The sequence below is a fragment of the Niallia oryzisoli genome, from assembly GCF_043641075.1.
Lineage (GTDB): Bacteria > Bacillota > Bacilli > Bacillales > Cytobacillaceae > Bacillus_BD > Bacillus_BD oryzisoli_A.
This window is the reverse complement of sequence record NZ_JBHZRC010000014.1, coordinates 1-22,016: the sequence shown is the minus strand read 5'-3', so window position 1 is coordinate 22,016 and position 22,016 is coordinate 1. Positions and strand designations below refer to the sequence as shown.

Below are 22,016 nucleotides of genomic sequence, written 5' to 3'. Positions count from 1 at the left end.
AATACTTGTCCAATCCCATATGAATGAAATGTGAAAGAGTTTTTCTGAACGTTTGATCAAAGAGAAGGGTTTAGGGATTTAGTGCGTTACCAAGGTGGGGGACAGTCCCCCGGAACATTAATGCATCACCGCAATGGGGGACTGTCACCCATTGCGGTAACGTGCGGGGGTGCCCGCTGTTCACTTGTTGTGAACATTTTATTCATTATGGAGGATAATCATGAAGAAATTCAAACCGGTCGTTCTACTAGCAGCACTACTATTCGTTGTTACCCTGATGATTCCGACGTTTGTGGTACTTCCATTTGGTGAAGAAAAGGTAAGTGGTCAGCTTGGAGAGGATGTCAAGGAGGCAGCAGCACAGCCGAAGAAAGAAGAGGCAGCCGCCACTGCTACTGCTCCTTCAATCGATGTTGCCGTCTATCGGACAGCCAAGCAAGACGTGGAAAGCATTCCCCTTGAAGAATATGTGGCAGGTGTTGTTGCATCTGAAATGCCAGCTGATTTTGAAAAAGAAGCTCTCAAGGCCCAAGCGTTAACAGCCCGTACGTACATTGTAAAGCAGCTAATGAGTGACCAAAGCGTGGAGCTTCCAAAGGATGCGAATGTTGCTGATACAGAATTTTTCCAGGTGTATAAAAGCCAGGAAGAATTGAAGAAAGTATGGGGCCCTTCTGATTTTAGCTGGAAGATGGAGAAGATTAATGAGGCTGTCCGGGAAACCCAGGGGAAGATCCTCACGTATGACGGCGTTCCAATTGATGCAACCTTCTTTTCTACAAGCAACGGCTACACAGAAAGCTCTGAAGCCATATGGCCGAATTCTTTACCTTATTTAAAAAGCGTTGAAAGCCCTTGGGATAAACAATCTCCTAAATACAGCGGTCAAAAAATCATAACAGTAAAAGACTTTGAGGCGAAGCTGGGCGTGAAGCTGTCAAATAATAAAACCATCGGCGAAGTGACTCAACGGACGGAAGGCAAGCGGGTGGCAAAGGTTACTATTAATGGAAAAGAAGTAAGCGGGAAGGATATTCGCGATAAGCTGGGCCTCATGTCCACAGACTTTACATGGGAGCGTAGAGGAGACAATATTGTCATTAACACAAAAGGCTATGGTCACGGTGTAGGAATGAGCCAATACGGTGCCAATGGAATGGCTAAAGAAGGCAAACCGTACACAGACATTGTCCAATACTACTACCAAGGTGTCCAAATCGCCGATGCAGAACCGTTCATCACCACAATAACAGCGAAAAAATAATCAAGCTAAGTACCGATACAAAAAAATGAGGGACTGTCTTACCTCGCTTTAAAGCGGCGGGGGACAGTCCCTCATTGCATTAACGCTTTAACCTGTTGGGGGACTATCCCCCAACAGGTTAAAGCGTTGAAGTACTTTCTAGCTTTCTCAATACTCTTCCAAGCTTTAGGAATCTTTTCTTATGGTATGCACCATACATAATCCAGGAGGCAACTAGGACACCTGTGATGTCTTTAACGACGTCAATCATGGTTGCTGAGCGATACGGGACAAAGGATTGATGGATTTCATCTGTGATCCCGTACAGAGAGGCAATGATCATGAGGACTATGTTTCGTTTTTTAGTCAGCCCTTTAAATGTTAAGAGTGCAAAAACGAGCAGGACATAAAGAATGCCAAACTCGACTAAATGAAGTGATTCTTTAATACCTGAGTCCCATTTTGAATCGGGCAGCTCGACCACTGCATTATCAGGCATACTCGACATCACCCAGATAGCCACCATATAAATGAAAGGAAGTAATCTTAAAAGTATTTTTACCATAACAATAACCATAACCACCTATCAATAAGAAAAGTATGTCACATAAGGAACTTCACATTTATCCAAAACCACAAATTCTACCAATCAACATGCTCAAAAGTCAGTGTATAACCCTATACATTAACGCGTTAACAAGGAGGGGGGCTGACCCCCAAAGCGGTATCGCACTAACGTTTTAATGCATTGGAGGACAGTCCCAAATTAATTTTTGTGACAATCATGAATAATTATAAACGTTTTGTCGAAAAATAAGGAGTAAAAATTTTTTTCAAGGAATGTATATAAACCTCGCAATTTGTTCAGAATGATTGCTGAGGTGATGATAAATGAGAGAGGAAGAAAAAAATACTTCTCGAGGTTTTAAACGCTATTTCAAAAAGCGTTGGGTATTTCCAGCTGCTTATATTGCGAGTGCAGCCCTTATTCTAACCGGTGTTTTATGGTATCAAAACAGCAGCACGGACAATGCAATTGATTCTGATAAGTTTAGTATGAACGGGACAAATGCTCCTGGTCAAAACGCAAAGGATGAAGCAATTGAAGTATCACGTGCAATGGAAAACGTGAAGCTTCCGCTTACTGCAAAGGACAGCAGCAGTGTTGTAATCCAGAAGAAATTCTATGAGGACAACGCCAAGGCTGAAGAGCAGGAGGCAGCTCTTGTGGTTTACCAAAACCAATACCATCCAAACACAGGGATTGATATTACGGTAAAAGACGGCGAAGCGTTTGATGTTATGGCATCATTAAGCGGAACGGTAACAAGAGTGGAAGAAGATGCGCTTCTAGGAAACGTGATCGAAATCCAACACAACGACGATATCGTTGTTCAATATTCATCTGTTAAAGGGATGAAGGTTGAAGTGGGCGACGAAATCGAGCAAGGACAAGCCATTGCTACTGCTGGACAAAGCTTGTTCAATGAAGAAGCAGGCACACATGTTCATTTTGAAATCCGTAAAAATGGTGTACCTGTAAATCCTGAGAAATTCTTAAACAAACCGGTTAGTGAGTTACAAGAGTCTACAGTAACAGAAGAGCCAGCTGCTGAAGAGCAAACAACTGGCGATAACGGCGTTAGCGAAGAAGAAGAGCTTACAAATGAAGAAGGCAAAGAAGAAATGAAGAAAGAGCCTGCAGCCGATAAAGAAAGTTCAGATGCGACTGAAGGTCAAGATTCTACTGAAAAGCCAGCTGATACAGATAAGTCAACGGAAGAAAAGCCTGCGGATGAAAAGGAATCAACAGATTCTGAAAAACCTGCAGATGAGAAAAACGCTGACCAAAAGCAGGAAAAAGAATCTACAAACAAAACAAATCAAGATGCATAATCATTGCATAGATGAAAAAAGGTGTCGGGAACAATATTATGTTCCCGACACCTTTTTTATTTTTTCAAAACAGTGAGACGTCAAAAATGTAAGCGCTACAATTGATGTGAATGTCTATCCTGTCATACATTTTCATTTCTAAACCTATATCGTAAAAAAATTCCCTAATTTTTGCCCGAATTGCTGAAATTGTGCATATTCCTGCCGCCGGGCTAATAAACTGTTACAAACCTTACAAAGAGAGTGTTTGAGGTGAGGAGTCGTTTGAGATGAAGATAAATCTAGCTCTGGACCTGTTTATACATTGTAAGTTCAGAAAGCAGCTGCTTTCTACCGTATGAAAGAGATGGGGGAATCATGCGGATATCCAATAATTCACGGACAAAAGAAGCGAGTCTCATTTCACACTTCTCACATCCAAATTGGGGAGGGCGAGTGTGTGCACGATTACATCAAAGAGAGAACTATCAAGATTGGAAAGTATATCGTGGAGACGAGAAAAACAGTTCGCGTAATTGCGAAGGAGTTTGGCGTGTCCAAAAGTACAGTCCATAAAGACCTGACGGAAAGACTTCCTGAGATTAATCCCGATCTAGCAAATGAAGTAAAAGAAATCCTAGATTATCATAAATCCATCCGCCATCTGCGCGGAGGTGAAGCAACAAAGCTCAAATACAAGAGAGAAGAATTTGAAGAAGAACCGGTGCAATAAACCGGTTTTTCTAATGAGTATAGATAGAAGTAAGGTTTTGGCTCCCAAATGATTTGGGGGCATTTTACATAATTGGAGGCAAGGTGAAGAGCTGTTTGAATTGGTGCCTGAAAACGACGTTTGGCGTTTTGGGAGAAGGGAACAAGGAAGTAGATTTGATGCCCGCCCCAAGTTCCCATCCCTAACTTCCTTGTTAAGCTCTTTGACCTCCGAAGTGTCCCTCAAGGAAATTCATACTATATTACCTAAATAGGAATAATGAAACTTATAGAAAGAAATTATGAATTATTTTTGACATATTCTCGCAAAAATCGTCATATTTTTTAAACAAACTGTTACTTGTCAAGGAAAATATGGTATAATCAGCAATTAGGATAAGGACATGGTTGAGATAAAAAAAAAGAATTTGTCAGGTTCTGTTGAGCTCTTTTTTCATAAAAGAAAAAATAGAATCAAGGGAACTGTCAGATAGCATCAGGAGTCCAAAAAAAATCGGAACACCGGTGCTCATGGATCGTTGTAGATGCATAGGAATATATCACGTTGAATCGAAAGTCATGCATGTGACGATAATAAATAGAAGCATCCGGCCATTGTACAAGGAGGAAAGCTGAAAATGTTCGCAAGGGATATTGGAATTGACTTAGGAACGGCTAACGTATTAATACATGTTAAGGGCCGTGGGATCGTGTTGAATGAACCTTCAGTTGTGGCGATAGATAAAAATACAAACCGAGTATTGGCCGTAGGGGAAGAGGCTCGCCGTATGGTTGGACGGACACCTGGAAATATTGTAGCCATTCGACCATTAAAAGACGGGGTCATTGCAGACTTCGATGTCACGGAAGCAATGTTAAAGCATTTTATCAACAAGCTGAATGTAAAAGGATTTCTTTCCAAGCCTCGGATTCTGATTTGCTGTCCAACGAATATTACAAGCGTTGAGCAGAAGGCGATTAAAGAAGCGGCGGAGAAAAGCGGCGGAAAGAAAATCTATTTAGAAGAAGAGCCAAAGGTCGCTGCAATCGGCGCGGGCATGGATATTTTCCAGCCAAGCGGCAACATGGTTGTTGATATTGGTGGCGGAACAACTGACGTCGCTGTACTATCAATGGGCGATATTGTAACGTCCTCTTCGATCAAAATGGCGGGGGATAAGTTCGATTATGAAATCCTTCATTATATTAAAAAGCAATATAAGCTGTTAATCGGTGAAAGAACAGCTGAAAATATTAAAATCACGATTGGGACGGTTTTCCCTGATTCAAGAAGTGAGGAAATGGAAATCAGAGGACGTGACATGGTTTCTGGTCTTCCACGGACAATTACGGTGAAATCAGACGAAATCGAAAAAGCCCTTCGTGAATCAGTGACTGTGATTGTACAAGCGGCAAAATCAGTCTTGGAGCGCACACCGCCTGAATTGTCTGCGGACATCATTGACCGCGGTGTCATCCTAACCGGCGGCGGGGCATTGCTGCACGGCATTGATATGCTACTGGCGGAAGAATTAAAGGTGCCGGTACTAGTAGCAGAAAACCCAATGGACTGTGTGGCTATTGGAACAGGAATCATGCTGGACAACATCGACAAACTGCCAAGAAGAAAAATCGGATAAACCATTAAAAAGCCTGTTGTGTAGAGCGAAACTCTCCAACAGGCTTTTTCACATTACCGTGCTGGGGGACAGTCCCCCGGCGGTGTGCCGCGTTAAAGTGGCGGGGGACTGTCCCCTGATGCGTTACCGTCCTGAAGCTCTGATGCAATTAATCCCAGTGAAGGGAATTTTGTGAAGGTCCTGCTGATGGATTCTGATATTTTAACCATTTTTCAGAGAATGTCCCTAGTTTCTCTGAAAAACGTGCTGATTATTTCTGATTTTTTTCTTATAATAGTGAATAGGTATGAATGAACGACATTTTTCGAGTTTCACGATCAAGCAGCATAGAACATGAACTGAATTAGAGTGGGGAGAAGGTGTTAATCGATGTTACGAGGGTTTTATACAGCGGCATCGGGGATGCTGGCGCAGCAGCGGAAGACGGAAATGTTAGCGAACAATATGGCCAATGTGAATACGCCCGGTTTCAAGGCAGATCAAACGTCACTGAGGGCTTTTCCTGAAATGCTGCTTAAACAGATGGCGGAGCAGCCATTTCCATCTCAGAATCGTCAATCGTCCTTTAAAACGATTGGGGCACTCAATACGGGTGTCTATCTACAGGAGACGATGCCGCTGTTTCAGCAGGGCTCGTTAAAGGAGACAACATTAAATACGGATGTGGCTCTACTGGATATCAACCTTCCCATCAATCCGGATACAGGACGGGCGGGCTCGGTCTTTTTTACCGTAAAAAATGCCAACGGTGAAACCCGCTACACTCGAAATGGGAATTTTACGCTGGACAGTGAGGGATATCTGACTACGGGAAGCGGTCAGTATGTTTTGGATGACCAGGGAAATCAGATTCAGCTGTCAAGCGACCAATTTCAAATCAGTGAAGATGGCAATATTACGGGTGCTAACGGTGAAACCGCGCGGCTGGGAGTTGGCTATAGTGATGATCCAATGTCGCTGGTAAAGGAAGGCGACGGTTTATTCCGGGCTGATGGTGAGCTTGCTAACGCTTATAATACAGCAGGGGTCAGTATCAAATTGCAGCAGGGATTCCTGGAGCAGTCCAATGTGGATTCCGCACAGACCATGACCGAGATGATGACAGCCTACCGTGCATTTGAGGCCAATCAGAAGATATTGCAGGCCTATGATACCAGCTTGCAAAAAACAGTCAATGAAGTCGGAAGAATTGGCTAATGGAAGCTTTTTTAAGGGGAATTCGACAGTGCGAATTTGATAAAAAGGTGATTCCAAAGCAGGAGGTCAATCATGAATAGAACGATGATTACAGCTACGAACACGTTAGGACAGCTGCAAAAGCAGCTTGACGTGATTAGTAACAATATAGCAAACGTGGAAACAACCGGCTTTAAACGCAGGGAAGCGACATTTACCGATCTACTTGTTCAGCAGTTTAACAATCTTACTAATGAGGATACGGGCGCTCCCCGGTTAACACCGGCGGGCATTCGCCAGGGGACTGGAGCTAAACTTGGCCAAATCCAAATGGTTTTGACGCAGGGGACGATCAAAGCAACGGATCGCCCGTTGGATACTGCTTTTACAAAACCAGGCTTGTTCTACCGAATTCAGGTGCAAACGAATGATGGGTATGAAACGCAGTATACAAGGGATGGAGCGTTTTATTTATCACCGTTATCGGATAACGAGACGATGCTTGTGACAAACAGCGGCAAACCGGTATTGGATGAGAATAATGATCCTGTGATTATTGCGGGACAAGCATCAGATTATACGATTACAGAGACTGGTACGCTGGTGGTTAATATGGCGGATGGCAGTCAGAAAAGCGTGAATCTGGGTGTGTCGCAGGTTAATAAACCACAATTTTTAGAGCAAAAGGGGGACAACCTCTTAGGGCTTCCGGCAGATGTGGAAGCGGAGGGTGTGTTCACTGAACTCAACGGTGGCCTGCGGAATCAGATTTCGATCCGCTCCGGTGCACTAGAGCTATCTAACGTTGACTTATCAAAGGAAATGACAGACCTGATGACCGCGCAGCGCTCATATCAATTTCAAGCACGATCCATTAATATGGCGGATCAAATGATGGGATTAATAAATGGAATTCGTTAAAGGGGAAAAAGGAATGGCTGTAAACGAAGGTAGCCGTGAAGCCATTAAGGCTGAGAAAAAACAAAATAAAGAAAAAGAGCAGTCCGAAAAGAAGAGCAAACGAATCCGCATACGCCTAATACCCATTTGGCTGCGTGTGATTATCGTGCTGGCGCTGATCTTCATCAGTGCAGCCATCGGCGCCATGGTAGGATATGGCGTCCTAGGCAACGGAAATGTATTTGATGTATTTAAACCATCAACCTGGACCTATATCATCGATTTGGTTCAGAAAAAATAGTGTATCACGTTAAAGCAGTGGGGGACAGTCCCCCGTTAAGGTAAAGCGTTAAACCGTTGGGGGGGCAGGCTCCCGCCAGGGTAAAGTGTTAAACCAACGGGGAATTGTCCCCCATCTTGGTAAAGCACTAAACAGGAATATAGGCTTTTCCATTGTATTTGTTTATAAGTTTATGTAAAATTATTCCTAAAACAGGAGGAATACATACTATGTTAGATATAGACCAAATTAAAGAGATTATCCCGCATCGTTATCCATTTTTGTTAGTGGACCGGATTTTGGAAGTAGAAGAAGGAAAAAGAGCAATTGGCATTAAAAATGTCAGTGCCAATGAAGAGTTCTTCAATGGTCACTTTCCGGAATTTCCAGTTATGCCAGGTGTGTTGATTGTAGAAGCGTTAGCACAGGTTGGTGCTGTTGCCATGCTGATGAAGGAAGAAAACCGCGGCCGTCTTGCCTTTTTCGCTGGAATTGATAACTGCCGTTTTAAGCGTCAAGTGCGCCCAGGAGATCAATTGCGCTTAGAAGTAGAAATGACTCGTGTTCGCGGCTCCTTTGGTAAAGGAAAAGCGATAGCAACGGTTGACGGTGAAGTTGCGTGTGAAACAGAAATCATGTTTGCACTTGGCGATGCAAAGGAAAGCTAAAAACAATATACTTTAATATAATAATGGGCTAGGGGACAGTCCCTCAATGCGTTAACGCATTGGAGGACTGTCCCCCGGTGCGTTAAATCGTTAAACTGCATAATGGATGTTCAATCTGCAGAAACTAAATAGAGCTGTTCTTAAGGGTTTCGGTCTAAAAGGATCGTGCTCTTTTTTTATTTTATGATGGGACGATTCAAGGATAGTCATCGCTGTAATCTAGGGTCATTTATCATAAGTTGCAAAGCTACACCTCACTTCTCCAGTAAATTCCTTTATTAACAAATTCTAATACAAACTGCCATGTAAGAATGGAGTTCAGTTGGGAAACCTAACAAAGACCAGAGAGGGTCTAGTGACAAACATTTATGTTGGAAGGGGTTTTACGAATGAACAAGAAGCTTTTAACGTTAATTGGTGGTTCTGTCCTATCCGTGATGCTATTGGGAGGCTGTGGTGACGATGATAATAATCCACCGCCAGAGGACGATGTGAACATCGAGGAAAACAACGATAATAACGACAATAACAACGACGTACTTGACAACGATAACGACAATAACGATTTAGGTGATGATAGCGACAATGATATCAATACTGACAATGATCTTGATCCGACGACTGATGACAATACGCCGCAAGAGGATGTTGTAGAAGACAAACTTGATATGGAAGACGAAGACAATAAAGATAAATAAACTTTAATTAAAAAGTAAAAGGATAGATAAAATTGGCTTTGTCTATCCTTTTACTTCGTTATTATTGCGGTTTCTGATTGTAACCGCCAACATTACCGAAAACAATCAACTCAATTCTCGTCCTCGTCCTCCAATTCCTCTTTCATTTCCTGCTTAACGCTGTCTCGCTTACCATCCTCCGCCTCGAGATCGTTAGCCTTCTCATTTGGATCCTCGACAGATGGCTCCTCCTCTTGTGGATCCTCCGGCGGTGGTGCTGGGTCCTCGTCATCGTTACATCCCGTAACCATTCCAGCCAGCAGCATACTGGCCAGCATATGAAACCACTTTTTCTTCATGGTCATCCCCCTTTATGATAGATTCTGTGCTTAGCTTTTCCCATAAAAGGAAGAAAATCCATGTTAAAAACAAAAAAAAGAAACCTGCTGGCTTCTCTACTTTTTCGGGGATATCTTTGGCTTTGTAATCATTTTCTCTTTAAACTCATTTAACAGCTCCTGACCAGACAGGCCTCTTTCAATCAAAGCGCGTAACAATATCTCTGGATAGGTATTCGCCTGATTAATCTTTCCCTTGAAGAGTAGACTTAGATGATTGTTGGATAACTTTTTGATAAGTAAAGACTTTGCTTGAAAGTAGGCAGGGTCGTTTTCCGCCCGTGATATGACCACCTGGAGGGACATCTCCTGACCGGCATCAAGCAACGCTCGAAAATAGGGTTCGTATGCAGCTGAAACATAGGCCTCCAATAGCCATGTGCGATCCCTATCTTCCTTGTTAATAACGAGACCGTCTTCCAGCTTAATATCAATGAGCCCGCATTCCTCAACCACCTGCAGCGAAATGAGCTTAAATGTCTTCATGCATCAACCTCCCGTTATTCAATTACTTATGGTAAAAATTATAACACAGTCACCGTTGTAATCGCTCTCGAAAAATATTCGTTGTAGGAGGTGAAAATTGATAAATTCTTGTTAAAAACTGCAAAATTGAAGCAAAAGTGCCATGAAAAATGAATTTTCAACGTTTATTCCCTTTGAAAATTGAATTTTGATGATTTTACGAGAGAAGGGTCCTACGGTATGATGAGACCATCAACAGGGAGAGGAGATGAACTTATGATAAATCAGGTCACACTTGTCGGCAGGATCACCAAGGACCCTGAGCTGCGGATTACGCCGGAAGGACTGGCAGTCACCAATATAACACTGGCGGTTAATCGGCAATTCCGCAATCAGCAAGGGGTGTATGAGGCCGACTTCGTTCAGTGTAAGATTTGGAAAAAGACGGCCGAAAACACCGTGAACTATTGCCGCAAGGGCTCGCTCATTGGACTTACCGGCCGTATCCAGACACGTAACTATGATAATCACGATGGGCGCAAGGTCTATGTTACCGAGGTCGTCGCGGACACGGTAAAATTCATCGAAACCAAACGCCCAGAAGAATCCATTCACCATCTCGAAAAAGAAATTCCTGAACCCGTTCCGATTAGCCAAGAGTGAGGAGGCAATTGGAGACCCGCTAAAAAAATCCTACTAATCCACTTTACCAGGGGTGACCCATGACAGAACAAAATTACGAACTCCTACTAGAGCATATGATTCGAATGCAAGCCAAGCTAATTGAAAAGGTCGACACACTCAACGGCAGGCTCAATCAAATCGAGTACGTACTCAAACAAGATGATCAGCGACTTTCTGAGTCTTATTTTTACTGTAAAAATGCTGCAGGCTTTGAAATGTCAATTGAATCATAAATAGTTCAAGCGCTACTAGCGCTTCCTTCCTTAGAGAAAATCAATCACCGCCCCGATTATTTCCTCAATACTTCAAACCGCTGGATAAGGTATCTGGCGGTTTTTTTGAGTGAAGCGGGAGAAGTATCGTAATGCGAGCAGTTTTAAAGGGGAAAAAGGAAGGTGCAGCGAAGGAAAAGTCTTATAGAGCGGTTCTAAAGGACAAGAGGAGAAGGCTCAGCGAAGGAAAAGTCTTATAGGGCGGTTCTAAAGGACAAGAGGAGAAAGCTCAGTGAAGGAAAAGTCTCATAGATCGGTTCTAAAGGATAAAAGCAGAAGGTGCAGCGAAGGAAAAGTCTTATAGATCGGTTCTAAAGGACAAGAGGAGTATACCCAGCGAAGGAAAAGTCCCATAGAACCGCAATAAAATACAAATTCAATCAACTTGAAACAGCACTAACCTATACCACAATAAACTACCGCATACTCGCTCGAATCTCCTGCATTTTCTGCACAATCAGCGGATAAAAGTATTTCATTGCACTTTGCGTGGTATTGCCTCCAAAAAATCCAGTGCCAGGACAGGTTTTTACATCATAAGCGGGAGCGTTATCCAGCACCCTTTGTTTTGTTTTTAGGCTCCACCAGTGATGGTACGTGATACTATCAGTATTTGGCGCTAATCCAAACTTCATGCAAAGCAGGGCGTTAAGATAGACTATCGTTTCCTTTTGCTCCGCGGTCATAACGTCATGACCGATATCGAAGTTGCCGATATGCTCAATTGCAATACCGGTGGAGTTAGCGGTCGGTCCAATTGTTCCATCGGGTGCCATATCAAATGGGCGGCAAACTGCAATTTTTCCATCTGGAAAGGTGGTAATGTTTTGGGCAATATTCGGCCAGCCCATTTTCGTCGTATGAAAGGTCTCCATGCCCTTCAGCATTGTAAAATGATTGTTACCGTAAAAATGCTTATAGGACGGAAGCCAGGTGTGATGCTGCTGGATAAGGCTTATTTTCCGAGTGAAAGCTTGATGGAAGAGCCAGTCGCGAAATTCCTCTCGCGTCATCAATATATATTGACCCTGCATATTCATCCTTTTCGGTGGAATCTTTAAAATTTGTCCGATTTCCAACTCGGTGGATGGCAGACCGTTTGTTGCTCGAATCAGCCCAACGGTGGAATGATAGGCGGAAGCGACTTTTTCCAGGGTATCCCCGGCAGTCACTTCATACATCATCGGCACAAACAGCCTCTGTCCGATTAACAAGGAATCGGAAATCAATCCATTTGTCGCCTTTAGCTCTTCAACGGTGGTTCCATACTTATCTGCAATCATAGGCAGACTATCGCCGGCCCGCACCTCATAAAGATTGCTAAAATTCCTTTCTGCAGCATGGACAGGCATATTCAAAAGTAGTAAATGAAAGAGCAAAATGAATACAAAAACAGCATTCTTCCTCATAAAAAAAATCCTTTCCTTGGATAATGAAGAGCAAATACCAACTCATTCCATTACTATTGTTTAATAATAGGAATTAAGCTATTCTACAAAGTTTATGGAAATTCCCAAACTTTGGTTTTAGCACATTAAAGCGCTGGGGGACTGTCCCCCAGCGCTTTAATGTGTTAAAAAAGCAGCGAACCCTCAAGAGGGGATTCAGCTGCTTTTTGATACTAGTCATTATTAGAATACAAATAAAATAACAAAGTAAACGGCCATGATAATCAGTCCAACTGGTAAGCCAAACACGGCCCATTCTTTACTTGTGATGTTTAATTTACCGGCTGAGATAATGTTCGGGATGTTTCCTGGAATCAGCATTCCACCGGCAATCAACAAGCCAAGCAGGATAGCACGGATGGTTTCGCCGTCCATAGCCGGGCTGACTTCAGCTGCGGCAAGGGTCGCATTATCAAGGATCGCGGAAATCATATTAATCCAATACAACAGCCCTGGGCTTAGACCGAGAATGTATTTTTCAATTAACGGCTCGAATCCATGGCCGAGGAACGTTAAGCCCATGACGAATAAATAAATTTTTCCAGCACGGATGATAATTTCCTTATAAGATTCTGCCGGCTGCTCGGAGCCTAATGTATTGGAGCTTTCTTTTGTTTTAACAAAAAACATAGAAATGATACCTAACACGATTACCGCAGGGATGACTTCAGGTCCGATTAATTCCATCAAATAGCTGAAATCCTCTCCCATCTTGCTAACAACAATGGTTGAAAGCGGTTCGCCGATTGGTGTTAACGCGGCACCAAGACCAATTGAGAAGCAGGCTAATACGGTAAAACGAACCTCTGACTGACGTTCCAGCGGCAGGACATTGACAATAATCACGAGAATAATCGCCGCGATTATAGCAGTAATAATACTAGAGGCCAGTCCCAAAATAATGACCATCAAAGCTAGAAAAATCCGCGGTGTCAGGGCCTTACTTGTCGCCAGTATCGCAGTTTCAAGCGGCTTTTGCGCCCATTTTGTGATCAACCCAGCAATTAAGACAGCAAGAGTGATATTAATTGGGTCAACCAACGCTTTTTCAATCAAGTGGAGATTCATCATGCCGCTGACTGTTGCAGCCGCAACTCCCATTACAAAGAGGAAGGCCTCTAGGTTGTGTTCAACCTTTTTAACTGAAAAAGGTAAAAACAATACTAATATTAGTATAATAAATAATCCAATCATGCTTTACAAATCCTTTTCTATTAAATTTAGCGCGATAATATATAAAATTATAACACTATTAAAAAATAATTTTGTTTAAATATTCTGTCAAATTAACCCTAGTAGGATGAATGACAATTACCAGAAAAAGTAATGTAAAAATTCAAACAGTAAATATATAAAAGAATAATAACATTATTTCAAAAATTTTTTAAGTGATATACATCACCTAAAAGAAGAAAAATCATAAAAAGCAAAAAAACAATCGAACTATATTAAAATAGTTTAGTGCATTAACGGGATGGGGGACTGTCCCCCGCTCCGTTAATGCGCTAAACCGTAATAGCAGCTTATGCACTTTATTACTTTAATGCGTCGGGGGACTGTCCCTCGGCGCTTTACCGCATTACCGCAAATTCACTAGGTCCTTTAATTCATCTGTAGACAATTCGGTGATCCAGCTGTCGCTTTGGATGACTTCATCGTTCAAGGCCTGTTTCTTATCGAGCATTAAATCGATTTTCTCTTCCAAAGTCCCCGTACAGATCATCTTATGAACATGGACAAAGCGTTTCTGGCCAATCCGATAGGCACGGTCCGTTGCCTGGTTCTCAACGGCAGGGTTCCACCAACGGTCGTAGTGAATCACGTGATTGGCGGCTGTTAAATTCAACCCGGTTCCGCCGGCCTTCAATGACAGCAGGAAGATAGGGAATTCGCGATCCTGGAAGCGGGCGATCATGCTGTCACGCTGCTGCTTCGGCACACTTCCGTTCAAGAATGGCACATCAAACCCAAACTCATCCTTAATCATCTTTTGAATCATATGGCCCATCTCAATATATTGCGTGAAAATCAAACAGCTTTCCTCCTGCTCGACCACCGAACCGACAAGCTCCTGCAGCTTCTCCAGCTTGGCCGACCGCTCCAACAGTCCTTTAGGCCGCGCTTCCTTCAAATACAACGCCGGATGGTTACACAGCTGCTTCAACCGGCTCAGCATCTGCAGAATCAAGCCCTTTCGCTCAAAGGCAGAAAGCTTGTCAATTTCAGCCAGCGTATCTTTTACAAGCTGCTCATATAAAGAAGCCTGCTCAGCTGTCAGTGGACAATATTCCTTCTGCTCTAGCTTATCCGGCAGGTTCAACGCTACATCCTCGTCCTTCTTTGTTCTCCGCAGCAGGAACGGGCGAATCAGCGTCTGCAGCTGCTGAATTTTCGGCTTCTCATCGTCACGCTCAATCGGCAGCACAAACCGTTTCTGGAACTGGCCGCTCGAACCCAAATACCCATGGTTGATAAAATCAAAAATCGACCACAGCTCGGTTAACCGATTTTCCATTGGCGTCCCCGTCAATGCAATATGATGCCGGCCCTTAAGCTTTCTTACGGCACGGGACTGCTTCGTACCGGCATTTTTTATATTCTGCGCTTCATCAATGGCAATTGAGCTCCATGTCACAGACTCCAGCTCGGCCGTGTCAAGCGGGGTCAAGCCATAGGAAGTCAGCACGACATCCGCTTCACCGACCTGCGCTGTGAACTCATCCTCTTTTAACCGATTCGGCCCATAATGAAGATGCACATTCAAATCAGGTGCAAAACGCTCAAGCTCCTTTTGCCAGTTCCCAAGCACGGACGTCGGACAAATAATCAACGACGGTCCGGACCCGGGCTCTGCCTCGCGAACCCGCAGCAAATAGGAAATCAGCTGCACCGTCTTACCGAGACCCATATCATCGGCCAGGCAACCGCCAAATCCATATTTCCGTAGAAACAGCAACCAGCTCATGCCCAGCTGCTGATAGGGACGTAGCTCACCATGAAAGGTGTCAGGCACATTCTCAAGCGGCAGCTGCTGCAAATCACGCAGCCCCTTAACCATTTGCCGCCAATTTCGGTTCAGCTCAATCTGGATTTTCGCGAACGCCTTCGGATTCTCCAGCTCATCCTCATCCAAGCCATCCGCAGCAAACAGCTCCTGCTCGATAATATCGCGGACATGCAAGCCTTCCTTCTCGGCCTTTTTCATCAGCTCCTGAATCTGGTGGATAAACGCTGGGTCCAGCTTAATCCAGCGCCCGCGAATATATACCAAGCGCCGCTTCTCCTCAACAAGCTGGCTGAATTCCTCCTCAGACAAATCTACGCCGTTCATTGAAAAGCGCCAGTCATAATCAAGCATCGCCTGCAAGCCGACAAACGACGGCCGGTGGCTCGCGCTGCCTTTCACCTTGGCTTTTACCTTCAAGCTCGCATTTTTCATCGCCTGCCACCAAGACGGCAGCAATATATCAACACCAAGTGCCAGCAGCGTTTCACTCGCATCCGTTAAAAATAACCAAGCTTCCTCTTCAGTCAGCTTATCGGTCAAGCCCTTATCACCAGTCAGCCAAGGGAATAGCCGAATCCAGCGCTGCTGCTCAGTCTCAATCCGCTCAACAAACGGCTGCCACTTCTTCGGATACTCGGCCACATTCCCAACGTCGACCGCCACATCTGGGTTTCTTTTATCACGTAAAAAAACCTCTAACGTCCAGAAACTATCTACATCAGAAGGCTCCTCCAGCTTAAGTCCGAGCGTAAACGGAACAGGATTTTCAATAATGCCCATCCACTCGCGGAAGCTTTGCTCGTCAAAAAAGGCGGCCAGCTGGCGGGGGGCAATCGAGCCTTCACGAAGGGCCTTCAGCTTATCGCCAAATGCCGCCTTCAGCCCCTGATTCTGATTCATATAATCGTTCAAGGAATGGTTAAACCATTTTCTCATAAAAGGAAGCACATCTTCCTGATCCCAAAAGGCGGGTCCAAACTCGTCTATGACCCGGTCAGGCAGCACCCAGGAAAAATCATCGCGCTCCCAGGCGGCAAAGTCCGGGAGCCATTCTTTTTCCAAAATCGCATCCTGTACCGTATGGGCAGAGGAAAGACAAAGCTCAGCTGTATCGTCCCAATCCCAGTCAATCATGCGGTTAAACTGCTCGCTCGCAAAAAGCGTGGCCAGCTGCCAGCCGTTTAACACAATCCCTTCCACACCGTCAACCGTTTCCGTCTCCACCATCGTCCCGAAGAACGTCTCCTGGTGATAGTTAAATAGAAGGTACTGCCACACAGAAGGGGAGTAGACGTGCTTCTGGTCATCCACTGCGCTAATAAAGTAGCGGTCCTCATCTAAATCGGTCACGACAATCTTGATATATCTTGATTTAAGCATCGATCAACTTTCCCCTTTTACATTCTTCCTGGAACGCACGAAGTCGCTTTGTGCGGACAAGCAGCATTTCTAAAAACAAGTTCCAGTCGTCAATGCGCTTCATTTTTTTATAAATTGCGCGAAGCTTCTTCAGCTTTCGGACAGCCTGCTTGTAGGCATCCCGATTCTTCCCGTCAATGTCAGCCTGAATCGCCTGATGATAGAGCGGGAGCAGGACCGGCGCCTCCTCAGCTGTCAGCATCTTAATTCGTTCCTTTGACACATTCTCAAAGTTAAACCCGACATATGTCTGCAGCTCCATCCATTTTTCGTACTCCTTTTTTTCAAAAAGATAATACTCATAGTCGTGGAAGCTGTACGGCAGCATCTGCACTAACGCCTTTTCGTACAGGTCGAGACGATTGGCTTCAGTACAAAACGGAGTCAGTGCTCTGGAGGCCATCTTCATAAACGAACGGCAGGCATAATAATCATTCTGCCAGCTCAAATAATCCTTAATACGTGCAACAAACTCGACGACAAAAGGTTCCATCCGTTTGTTATCCAGCAGCTCCAGCCAGTAAAAGAAATACGGAGTAATCTCTTCATCATAAGGATGAAGCAGCGCAAGAGCCTCCTCGTCCTCGCGAAGCAGTATATGTAAATGGACGAGCCCGGCCGCCGCTGGCAGATTCTTATTCTCTACTTGCATAAGCTGTGCCTTTACGTCTTCACGCCACTCTTTTTTCTTAAAAAGGTCGCTCCATAACAGGCGGAACAAATGAACCCGGTCAAATTGAATCGGAAAATCAGACAGCAAAAGCGGAAGGGTATCGTCCTTCAGCTGCTCAATGAACTCATCAAACGCAAACGGCATTGACTGAACTGATAGCCTATTAGACAAATCCTCAATATCATCAAGGATATTTTGAAAAAGATGACGGTAGTAACGGTCCACCGACGCCTCATCATGCTCATGCTTCATGCTGAGCTCAAGCAATTTCTCAAACGAAATCACCGCGCCAATCAGCATATAGAGATTCTTCCACTCCTGCTTAAACGGAGCACCTGCTTTTAATCGGCGGGTATAAACGCCGAACAGTTCATTCACAAGATAGGGCTTCAGGTTTCCGCCGGCGACAATCTGATCAAAGCTCTCACGGAACGCCTTCGTCCATGTTTGATAATCCGGCTTCAAATACCCGGCCGTCTTTAATAAATCCTTCGCCCGATCGAGACCAAACGACTTAGCCGCTTTCTTCTCACGCAGCGGCTGGCGCCATTCATCCACCCAGCTCTGCACACTGCTGCCGCCATGCGAAAGGATCTTGAAAAACACCGCCAGCTGATGACGGCAATGACCCTCAGCCGGACAGGAACATTCACTCAAAGAGGGAAGATTCAAATCCAGCCGCACCTTCACCGGAATCACATCCTGCACCGTTCCAAGAACCGCATCCTGCTCAAGCTTCAGCTGCGACATACTATTCTGGCGGTACAAAATCAGTCCCTTATGCACCATATCTTCATTAACCGCCGACTCCGTACTCAACGAGCCCTTCAACTCATCCGAAAACCACTGCAACGGCTCAACAAAACTCTCTGGAATCAGACTCACAAAATCCCTCCGATCAAAACATATCTTCTATTATACCTTTCTTTAACAACCATAGTAAATTCCTTGGAAGCAGGGGGACGGTTCTTTTGCTTCCTTTCCTTTTGTGGAGGAAGCGGAGGGACGGTTCTATCGCTTCAGCTGTGTCTAAGAAAAATTCAGAATCAAGGATTACCATTATAAGCAAGCAGAGCAGGTGTTACTGGAAGTGATGACATTCATATACTTTTATAAATACACCCTTGTTTCATCTGGATAGAGTATCGGTTTTCTTACCCGTATGCCGAAGGCTCGAACTCTCAATGGAGCATAAAACAGAAAAACGAACTCTCCTAGTTTTTTACTATATCGGGAGGTGTCAAACGATGACAAAGTTTCATCGCCAATACATGATTACAATGAAGGACATTATACAAGAGGGTCATCCCATACTGCGTACGAAATGTAAGGAGCTCACTTTCCCGCTGACGGATGAGGATCAATTTGAATTGGAATGTATGCTGCAATATCTGCGGAACAGTCAAAACCCGCAAATAGCAAAAAGATATCACCTGAGGCCGGGTACAGGCTTGTCGGCCAATCAAATCGGCTTAAACAAACGAATGTTTGTAGCTAGATTCGTGGATGAGCAAGCAATCCATGAGTATAAATTTATCAACCCCAAAATTGTCAGCCATTCAACGAATATAACCTTTCTTCCAGAAGGGGAAGGCTGTCTATCTGTTAATCGCCATTTAATAGGATATGTCCCGCGTTATGAACAGATTAAGGTCGATGCCTATAATGAATTTGGGGAAAGGCAGGTATACTCGTTCAAAGGGTACGGCTCCATCCTCATGCAGCACGAAATCGACCATTTAAACGGGATCATCTTCTATGACCGGATAAATCTGACTTCTCCCTATCTTGGTTTTTAAAAGTTCGATCCACAGGAAAAAAGCTGGCTATTTGAATGTATAGTACCAGCTCTTTTTTTCGTTGAGTCATGAAAGGCTCTCATATTCTGTACTACTATACGACGGATAGTATAAAATTGTTACATAATAGATAAAAATATTATACATTTACAATCCCTTTACAATCCTGTTAGCGTTCATGGATTTTTGTATAGTTCATTCTAAAAAAACATACTTGTTTAAAAACCCAAAACTCTCTCTTGAATGATTGCGGGGAGATGAAGGAGGTAACACAATGAATAGTTTTTTTAGAAAAAAGTCGATTGATCAATTGCAGCAGGAAGGTACAGGGAAGTCGGCGTTTCAGCGTGTCTTGGGATTATGGCAGCTAACCGCTATCGGTCTAGGAGGCATTATTGGTGTAGGAATCTTTGTTCTAACAGGGGTAGCTGCCGCCGAGCATGCCGGTCCAGCTGTCATTCTATCGTTTATTATTGCAGGTCTTGCGAGTGCTGCCGCCGCTCTATGCTATGCGGAGTTTGCCGGCTTAATACCGGTGGCAGGCAGTGCCTACACATACAGCTATGCTGTCTTAGGTGAGGGAGCGGCATGGCTGATTGGATGGGATTTATTGATGGAGTACACCCTGGTCATCGCGGTTGTGGCGATTGGCTGGTCGGGATATATGCAGGAAATTTTAGCTCAGATTGGCATCCATCTTCCTTTATGGGCACAGGGTGCACCCGGTACAGGAGCAGGCCACAAACTGGACGTCATTTCAATGTTAATTAGCTTAGGTATCGCGGGACTTCTCACAACAGGCATTAAATGGGGAGCGAGATTTAATAATTTGATGGTTATTATAAAGTTATCCATTGTGTTAGTAGTGATTGCAGTGGGAAGCTTCTATGTAGAGCCTGCGAATTGGAACCCGTTCATGCCGTTTGGCTTTCACGGTGTAATGGGAGGCGCTGCATTAGTGTTCTTTGCAGTATTTGGGTACGATACCTTGACAACAGCCGCGGAAGAAGCAAAAAATCCACAGCGTGACTTGCCAAGAGCTGTTGTTATCTCGTTAACCATTGCCCTTTTACTTTATATCGGGATGTCCCTTGTCATTACAGGCATGACCTCTTATGAAACTCTTAATAATGCTGCACCGATTGCCAAAGCATTCGCTGATATCGGATTAAAATGGATTATCCTCGTTATTTCAATAGCTGCTATTGCTGGAATCCTATCCGTCCTCTTTTCCTTCATGCTTGCATGTTCTCGTATCTGGTTCTCGATGAGTCGGGATGGGCTGCTTCCAACTTGGTTTGCAAAAGTACATTCAACCTATAAAACTCCTTATCGCCCTACCATAATTATCGGTGTTATTTCAGCATTAGTAGCGGGATTTACCCCTATTCATGAGGTAGCTGAGCTTGTTAACATCGGAACATTATCAGCCTTCATCCTAATTTGTTCCTCAATTATCGTTTTACGAAAAAAACGGCCGGATCTAGAAAGAAGATTCAGAACCCCATTTGTACCCGTTGTGCCATTAATAGGAATCGGCTTCTCTATTTATCTTATTATCAGTCTCCCTCCAATCACCTGGATTCGATTTGTCATATGGATGTTGATAGGATTGGTACTTTATGCTTTCTATGGGAGAAGGAAGAGTAAGCTTGCATGATAATAAAGCATAATGATCACAGGAAAAAAAAGAGAGCATCCGCAAAAGCAGATGCTCTTCCAACAAAGGGGAATACATCTAACATTCTTTCCAGTTTGATAGTTTTATATACATTTTTAATAAAATTTTATCTTAGGAAGCAGAGGGACGGTTCTCTTGCTTCTTTTTTATCAAGGTTATATATCTTTAGTTACTAGACGCACCTGTTCTTTTTTTACTAACTCGACATAAGGATACGATGACTTTTCCTTTCTAATCTCTATTCTTCCGTTTCCGTAATCATAAATAACAGTATAGATCTCATCATTAAAGACTACCCTTTTTTGCATGTTATCAACCCTTCGCAATATTTGTTTTAATACAAATATTAGGTATATTCGCAATAATAACAGCGACATTCATCACAGTCGGGTAATAACGAATCTTAAGCACTACATTTAAAGGGTACGGATATTCCTTAAATAGAACAATTTAGCTATAACTTAAATCTCCAATAGGGCCAAAATACATGCAGCAGGATAAAGACAACAATAGAGATAAGAGGAGTAATAAAATAGCGCGATAGGATAGTTATGAAGGGCGCGTCCTAACTGCAGTTCATTTTCTGTTTTGGAAATGAAGTTGTTTAAAAATAGAAATAATGCTATTATGTTTGTTCCGTCGCTTCTATAAACTTGTAAGCAGATAGAGTAAGGATTCACATTCTCTTATTTCAATATAAAAATTAGGGAAGAAAAAACTTCAAAAAAGAAATTGACTTCCTAGCCTGAAATTGTTATATTAATAAACGTCGCTGAAACAACTGCTTTTAAAAAATAAAAAAGTTGTTGACTTCGACGAAATGAAGTGATAAACTAAATTTTGTCGCTAACGAAGCGGTTCAAAATGATTGTTCTTTGAAAACTAAACAAAGCAGAACGTCAACGTTTTAACTTTTTTAGTCTTTTTTTCAAAAAGACATGTAGAGCTTAGTCAAACAATCTTATTGGAGAGTTTGATCCTGGCTCAGGACGAACGCTGG

At 43.5% G+C, this 22,016-nt stretch carries 21 protein-coding genes; 13 read left to right on the top strand and 8 right to left on the bottom strand.

The window, feature by feature from the left end; all coding sequences use genetic code 11:
* Positions 1-220: 220 nt before the first annotated feature.
* Positions 221-1,264: a stage II sporulation protein D gene (gene spoIID / locus ACHUFV_RS23775; RefSeq protein ID WP_394238542.1), complete on the top strand. Its 1,044-nt coding sequence runs from the start codon at positions 221-223 to the stop codon at positions 1,262-1,264.
* A gap of 118 nt (positions 1,265-1,382) precedes the next feature.
* Here spoIID and ACHUFV_RS23770 read toward each other — a convergent pair whose 3' ends face one another.
* The gene (locus ACHUFV_RS23770) at positions 1,383-1,769 is read right to left on the bottom strand and encodes a VanZ family protein (protein ID WP_394238668.1); all 387 of its coding nucleotides are present in this window, start codon (positions 1,767-1,769) and stop codon (positions 1,383-1,385) included.
* Positions 1,770-2,134: 365 nt separating this feature from the next.
* On the opposite strand from ACHUFV_RS23770, the gene ACHUFV_RS23765 reads away from it, so the two are divergent.
* The 8 genes from ACHUFV_RS23765 to ACHUFV_RS23730 all read left to right on the top strand — a co-directional run bounded on the left by ACHUFV_RS23765 (position 2,135) and on the right by ACHUFV_RS23730 (position 9,191).
* A complete protein-coding gene (locus ACHUFV_RS23765) occupies positions 2,135-3,139 on the top strand; it encodes a peptidoglycan DD-metalloendopeptidase family protein (protein ID WP_394238540.1) in 1,005 nt (334 codons plus the stop codon).
* Positions 3,140-3,578: 439 nt separating this feature from the next.
* A complete protein-coding gene (gene spoIIID, locus ACHUFV_RS23760) occupies positions 3,579-3,851 on the top strand; it encodes a sporulation transcriptional regulator SpoIIID (RefSeq protein ID WP_394238539.1) in 273 nt (90 codons plus the stop codon).
* A gap of 616 nt (positions 3,852-4,467) precedes the next feature.
* A complete protein-coding gene (gene mreB / locus ACHUFV_RS23755; protein ID WP_394238537.1) occupies positions 4,468-5,469 on the top strand; it encodes a rod shape-determining protein in 1,002 nt (333 codons plus the stop codon).
* Between the two features lie 369 nt (positions 5,470-5,838).
* Entirely contained in the window at positions 5,839-6,666 is an 828-nt protein-coding gene (locus ACHUFV_RS23750) for a flagellar hook-basal body protein (protein ID WP_394238535.1), read from the top strand.
* A 72-nt stretch (positions 6,667-6,738) separates the two neighbouring features.
* A complete protein-coding gene (locus tag ACHUFV_RS23745; RefSeq protein ID WP_394238534.1) occupies positions 6,739-7,566 on the top strand; it encodes a flagellar hook-basal body protein in 828 nt (275 codons plus the stop codon).
* Positions 7,553-7,846: a DNA-directed RNA polymerase subunit beta gene (locus ACHUFV_RS23740; RefSeq protein WP_394238532.1), complete on the top strand. Its 294-nt coding sequence runs from the start codon at positions 7,553-7,555 to the stop codon at positions 7,844-7,846. The genes ACHUFV_RS23745 and ACHUFV_RS23740 overlap by 14 nt, the downstream gene beginning before the upstream one ends.
* 209 nt (positions 7,847-8,055) lie before the next feature.
* A complete protein-coding gene (gene fabZ / locus ACHUFV_RS23735; protein ID WP_394238530.1) occupies positions 8,056-8,493 on the top strand; it encodes a 3-hydroxyacyl-ACP dehydratase FabZ in 438 nt (145 codons plus the stop codon).
* 389 nt (positions 8,494-8,882) lie between these two features.
* Positions 8,883-9,191 carry a hypothetical protein gene (locus ACHUFV_RS23730; RefSeq protein ID WP_394238528.1) on the top strand — a complete coding sequence of 103 codons (309 nt, stop codon included), beginning with the start codon at positions 8,883-8,885 and terminating at the stop codon, positions 9,189-9,191.
* A 110-nt stretch (positions 9,192-9,301) separates the two neighbouring features.
* On the opposite strand, the gene ACHUFV_RS23725 is transcribed toward ACHUFV_RS23730, so the two are convergent.
* The gene (locus tag ACHUFV_RS23725) at positions 9,302-9,529 is read right to left on the bottom strand and encodes a hypothetical protein (protein ID WP_394238526.1); all 228 of its coding nucleotides are present in this window, start codon (positions 9,527-9,529) and stop codon (positions 9,302-9,304) included.
* 96 nt (positions 9,530-9,625) lie between these two features.
* The gene (locus ACHUFV_RS23720; RefSeq protein ID WP_394238524.1) at positions 9,626-10,054 is read right to left on the bottom strand and encodes a YwpF family protein; all 429 of its coding nucleotides are present in this window, start codon (positions 10,052-10,054) and stop codon (positions 9,626-9,628) included.
* A 255-nt stretch (positions 10,055-10,309) separates the two neighbouring features.
* On the opposite strand from ACHUFV_RS23720, the gene ssb reads away from it, so the two are divergent.
* A complete protein-coding gene (gene ssb, locus ACHUFV_RS23715) occupies positions 10,310-10,696 on the top strand; it encodes a single-stranded DNA-binding protein (protein ID WP_394238523.1) in 387 nt (128 codons plus the stop codon).
* A gap of 95 nt (positions 10,697-10,791) precedes the next feature.
* On the top strand, positions 10,792-10,950 hold the full coding sequence (locus tag ACHUFV_RS23710; protein ID WP_394238521.1) for a hypothetical protein: 159 nt from the start codon (positions 10,792-10,794) through the stop codon (positions 10,948-10,950).
* 455 nt (positions 10,951-11,405) lie between these two features.
* Here ACHUFV_RS23710 and ACHUFV_RS23705 read toward each other — a convergent pair whose 3' ends face one another.
* The 4 genes from ACHUFV_RS23705 to ACHUFV_RS23690 form a co-directional block, all read right to left on the bottom strand.
* Positions 11,406-12,398 (bottom strand): LysM peptidoglycan-binding domain-containing protein, encoded by a 993-nt coding sequence (locus ACHUFV_RS23705; RefSeq protein ID WP_394238519.1) that lies wholly within the window; start codon positions 12,396-12,398, stop codon positions 11,406-11,408.
* Positions 12,399-12,620: 222 nt separating this feature from the next.
* On the bottom strand, positions 12,621-13,631 hold the full coding sequence (locus ACHUFV_RS23700) for a DUF1646 family protein (protein ID WP_394238517.1): 1,011 nt from the start codon (positions 13,629-13,631) through the stop codon (positions 12,621-12,623).
* 385 nt (positions 13,632-14,016) lie between these two features.
* Positions 14,017-16,824: a DEAD/DEAH box helicase gene (locus ACHUFV_RS23695; RefSeq protein WP_394238515.1), complete on the bottom strand. Its 2,808-nt coding sequence runs from the start codon at positions 16,822-16,824 to the stop codon at positions 14,017-14,019.
* A complete protein-coding gene (locus ACHUFV_RS23690; protein ID WP_394238513.1) occupies positions 16,817-18,106 on the bottom strand; it encodes an SWIM zinc finger family protein in 1,290 nt (429 codons plus the stop codon). The genes ACHUFV_RS23695 and ACHUFV_RS23690 overlap by 8 nt, the downstream gene beginning before the upstream one ends.
* Before the next feature lie 677 nt (positions 18,107-18,783).
* Between ACHUFV_RS23690 and def the strand changes: the two genes are divergently transcribed.
* Positions 18,784-19,335: a peptide deformylase gene (def, locus tag ACHUFV_RS23685; RefSeq protein WP_394238511.1), complete on the top strand. Its 552-nt coding sequence runs from the start codon at positions 18,784-18,786 to the stop codon at positions 19,333-19,335.
* A gap of 274 nt (positions 19,336-19,609) precedes the next feature.
* The gene (locus ACHUFV_RS23680; protein ID WP_394238509.1) at positions 19,610-20,995 is read left to right on the top strand and encodes an amino acid permease; all 1,386 of its coding nucleotides are present in this window, start codon (positions 19,610-19,612) and stop codon (positions 20,993-20,995) included.
* Positions 20,996-21,171: 176 nt separating this feature from the next.
* On the opposite strand, the gene ACHUFV_RS23675 is transcribed toward ACHUFV_RS23680, so the two are convergent.
* Positions 21,172-21,324 (bottom strand): hypothetical protein, encoded by a 153-nt coding sequence (locus ACHUFV_RS23675; protein ID WP_394238507.1) that lies wholly within the window; start codon positions 21,322-21,324, stop codon positions 21,172-21,174.
* Positions 21,325-22,016: the final 692 nt, after the last annotated feature.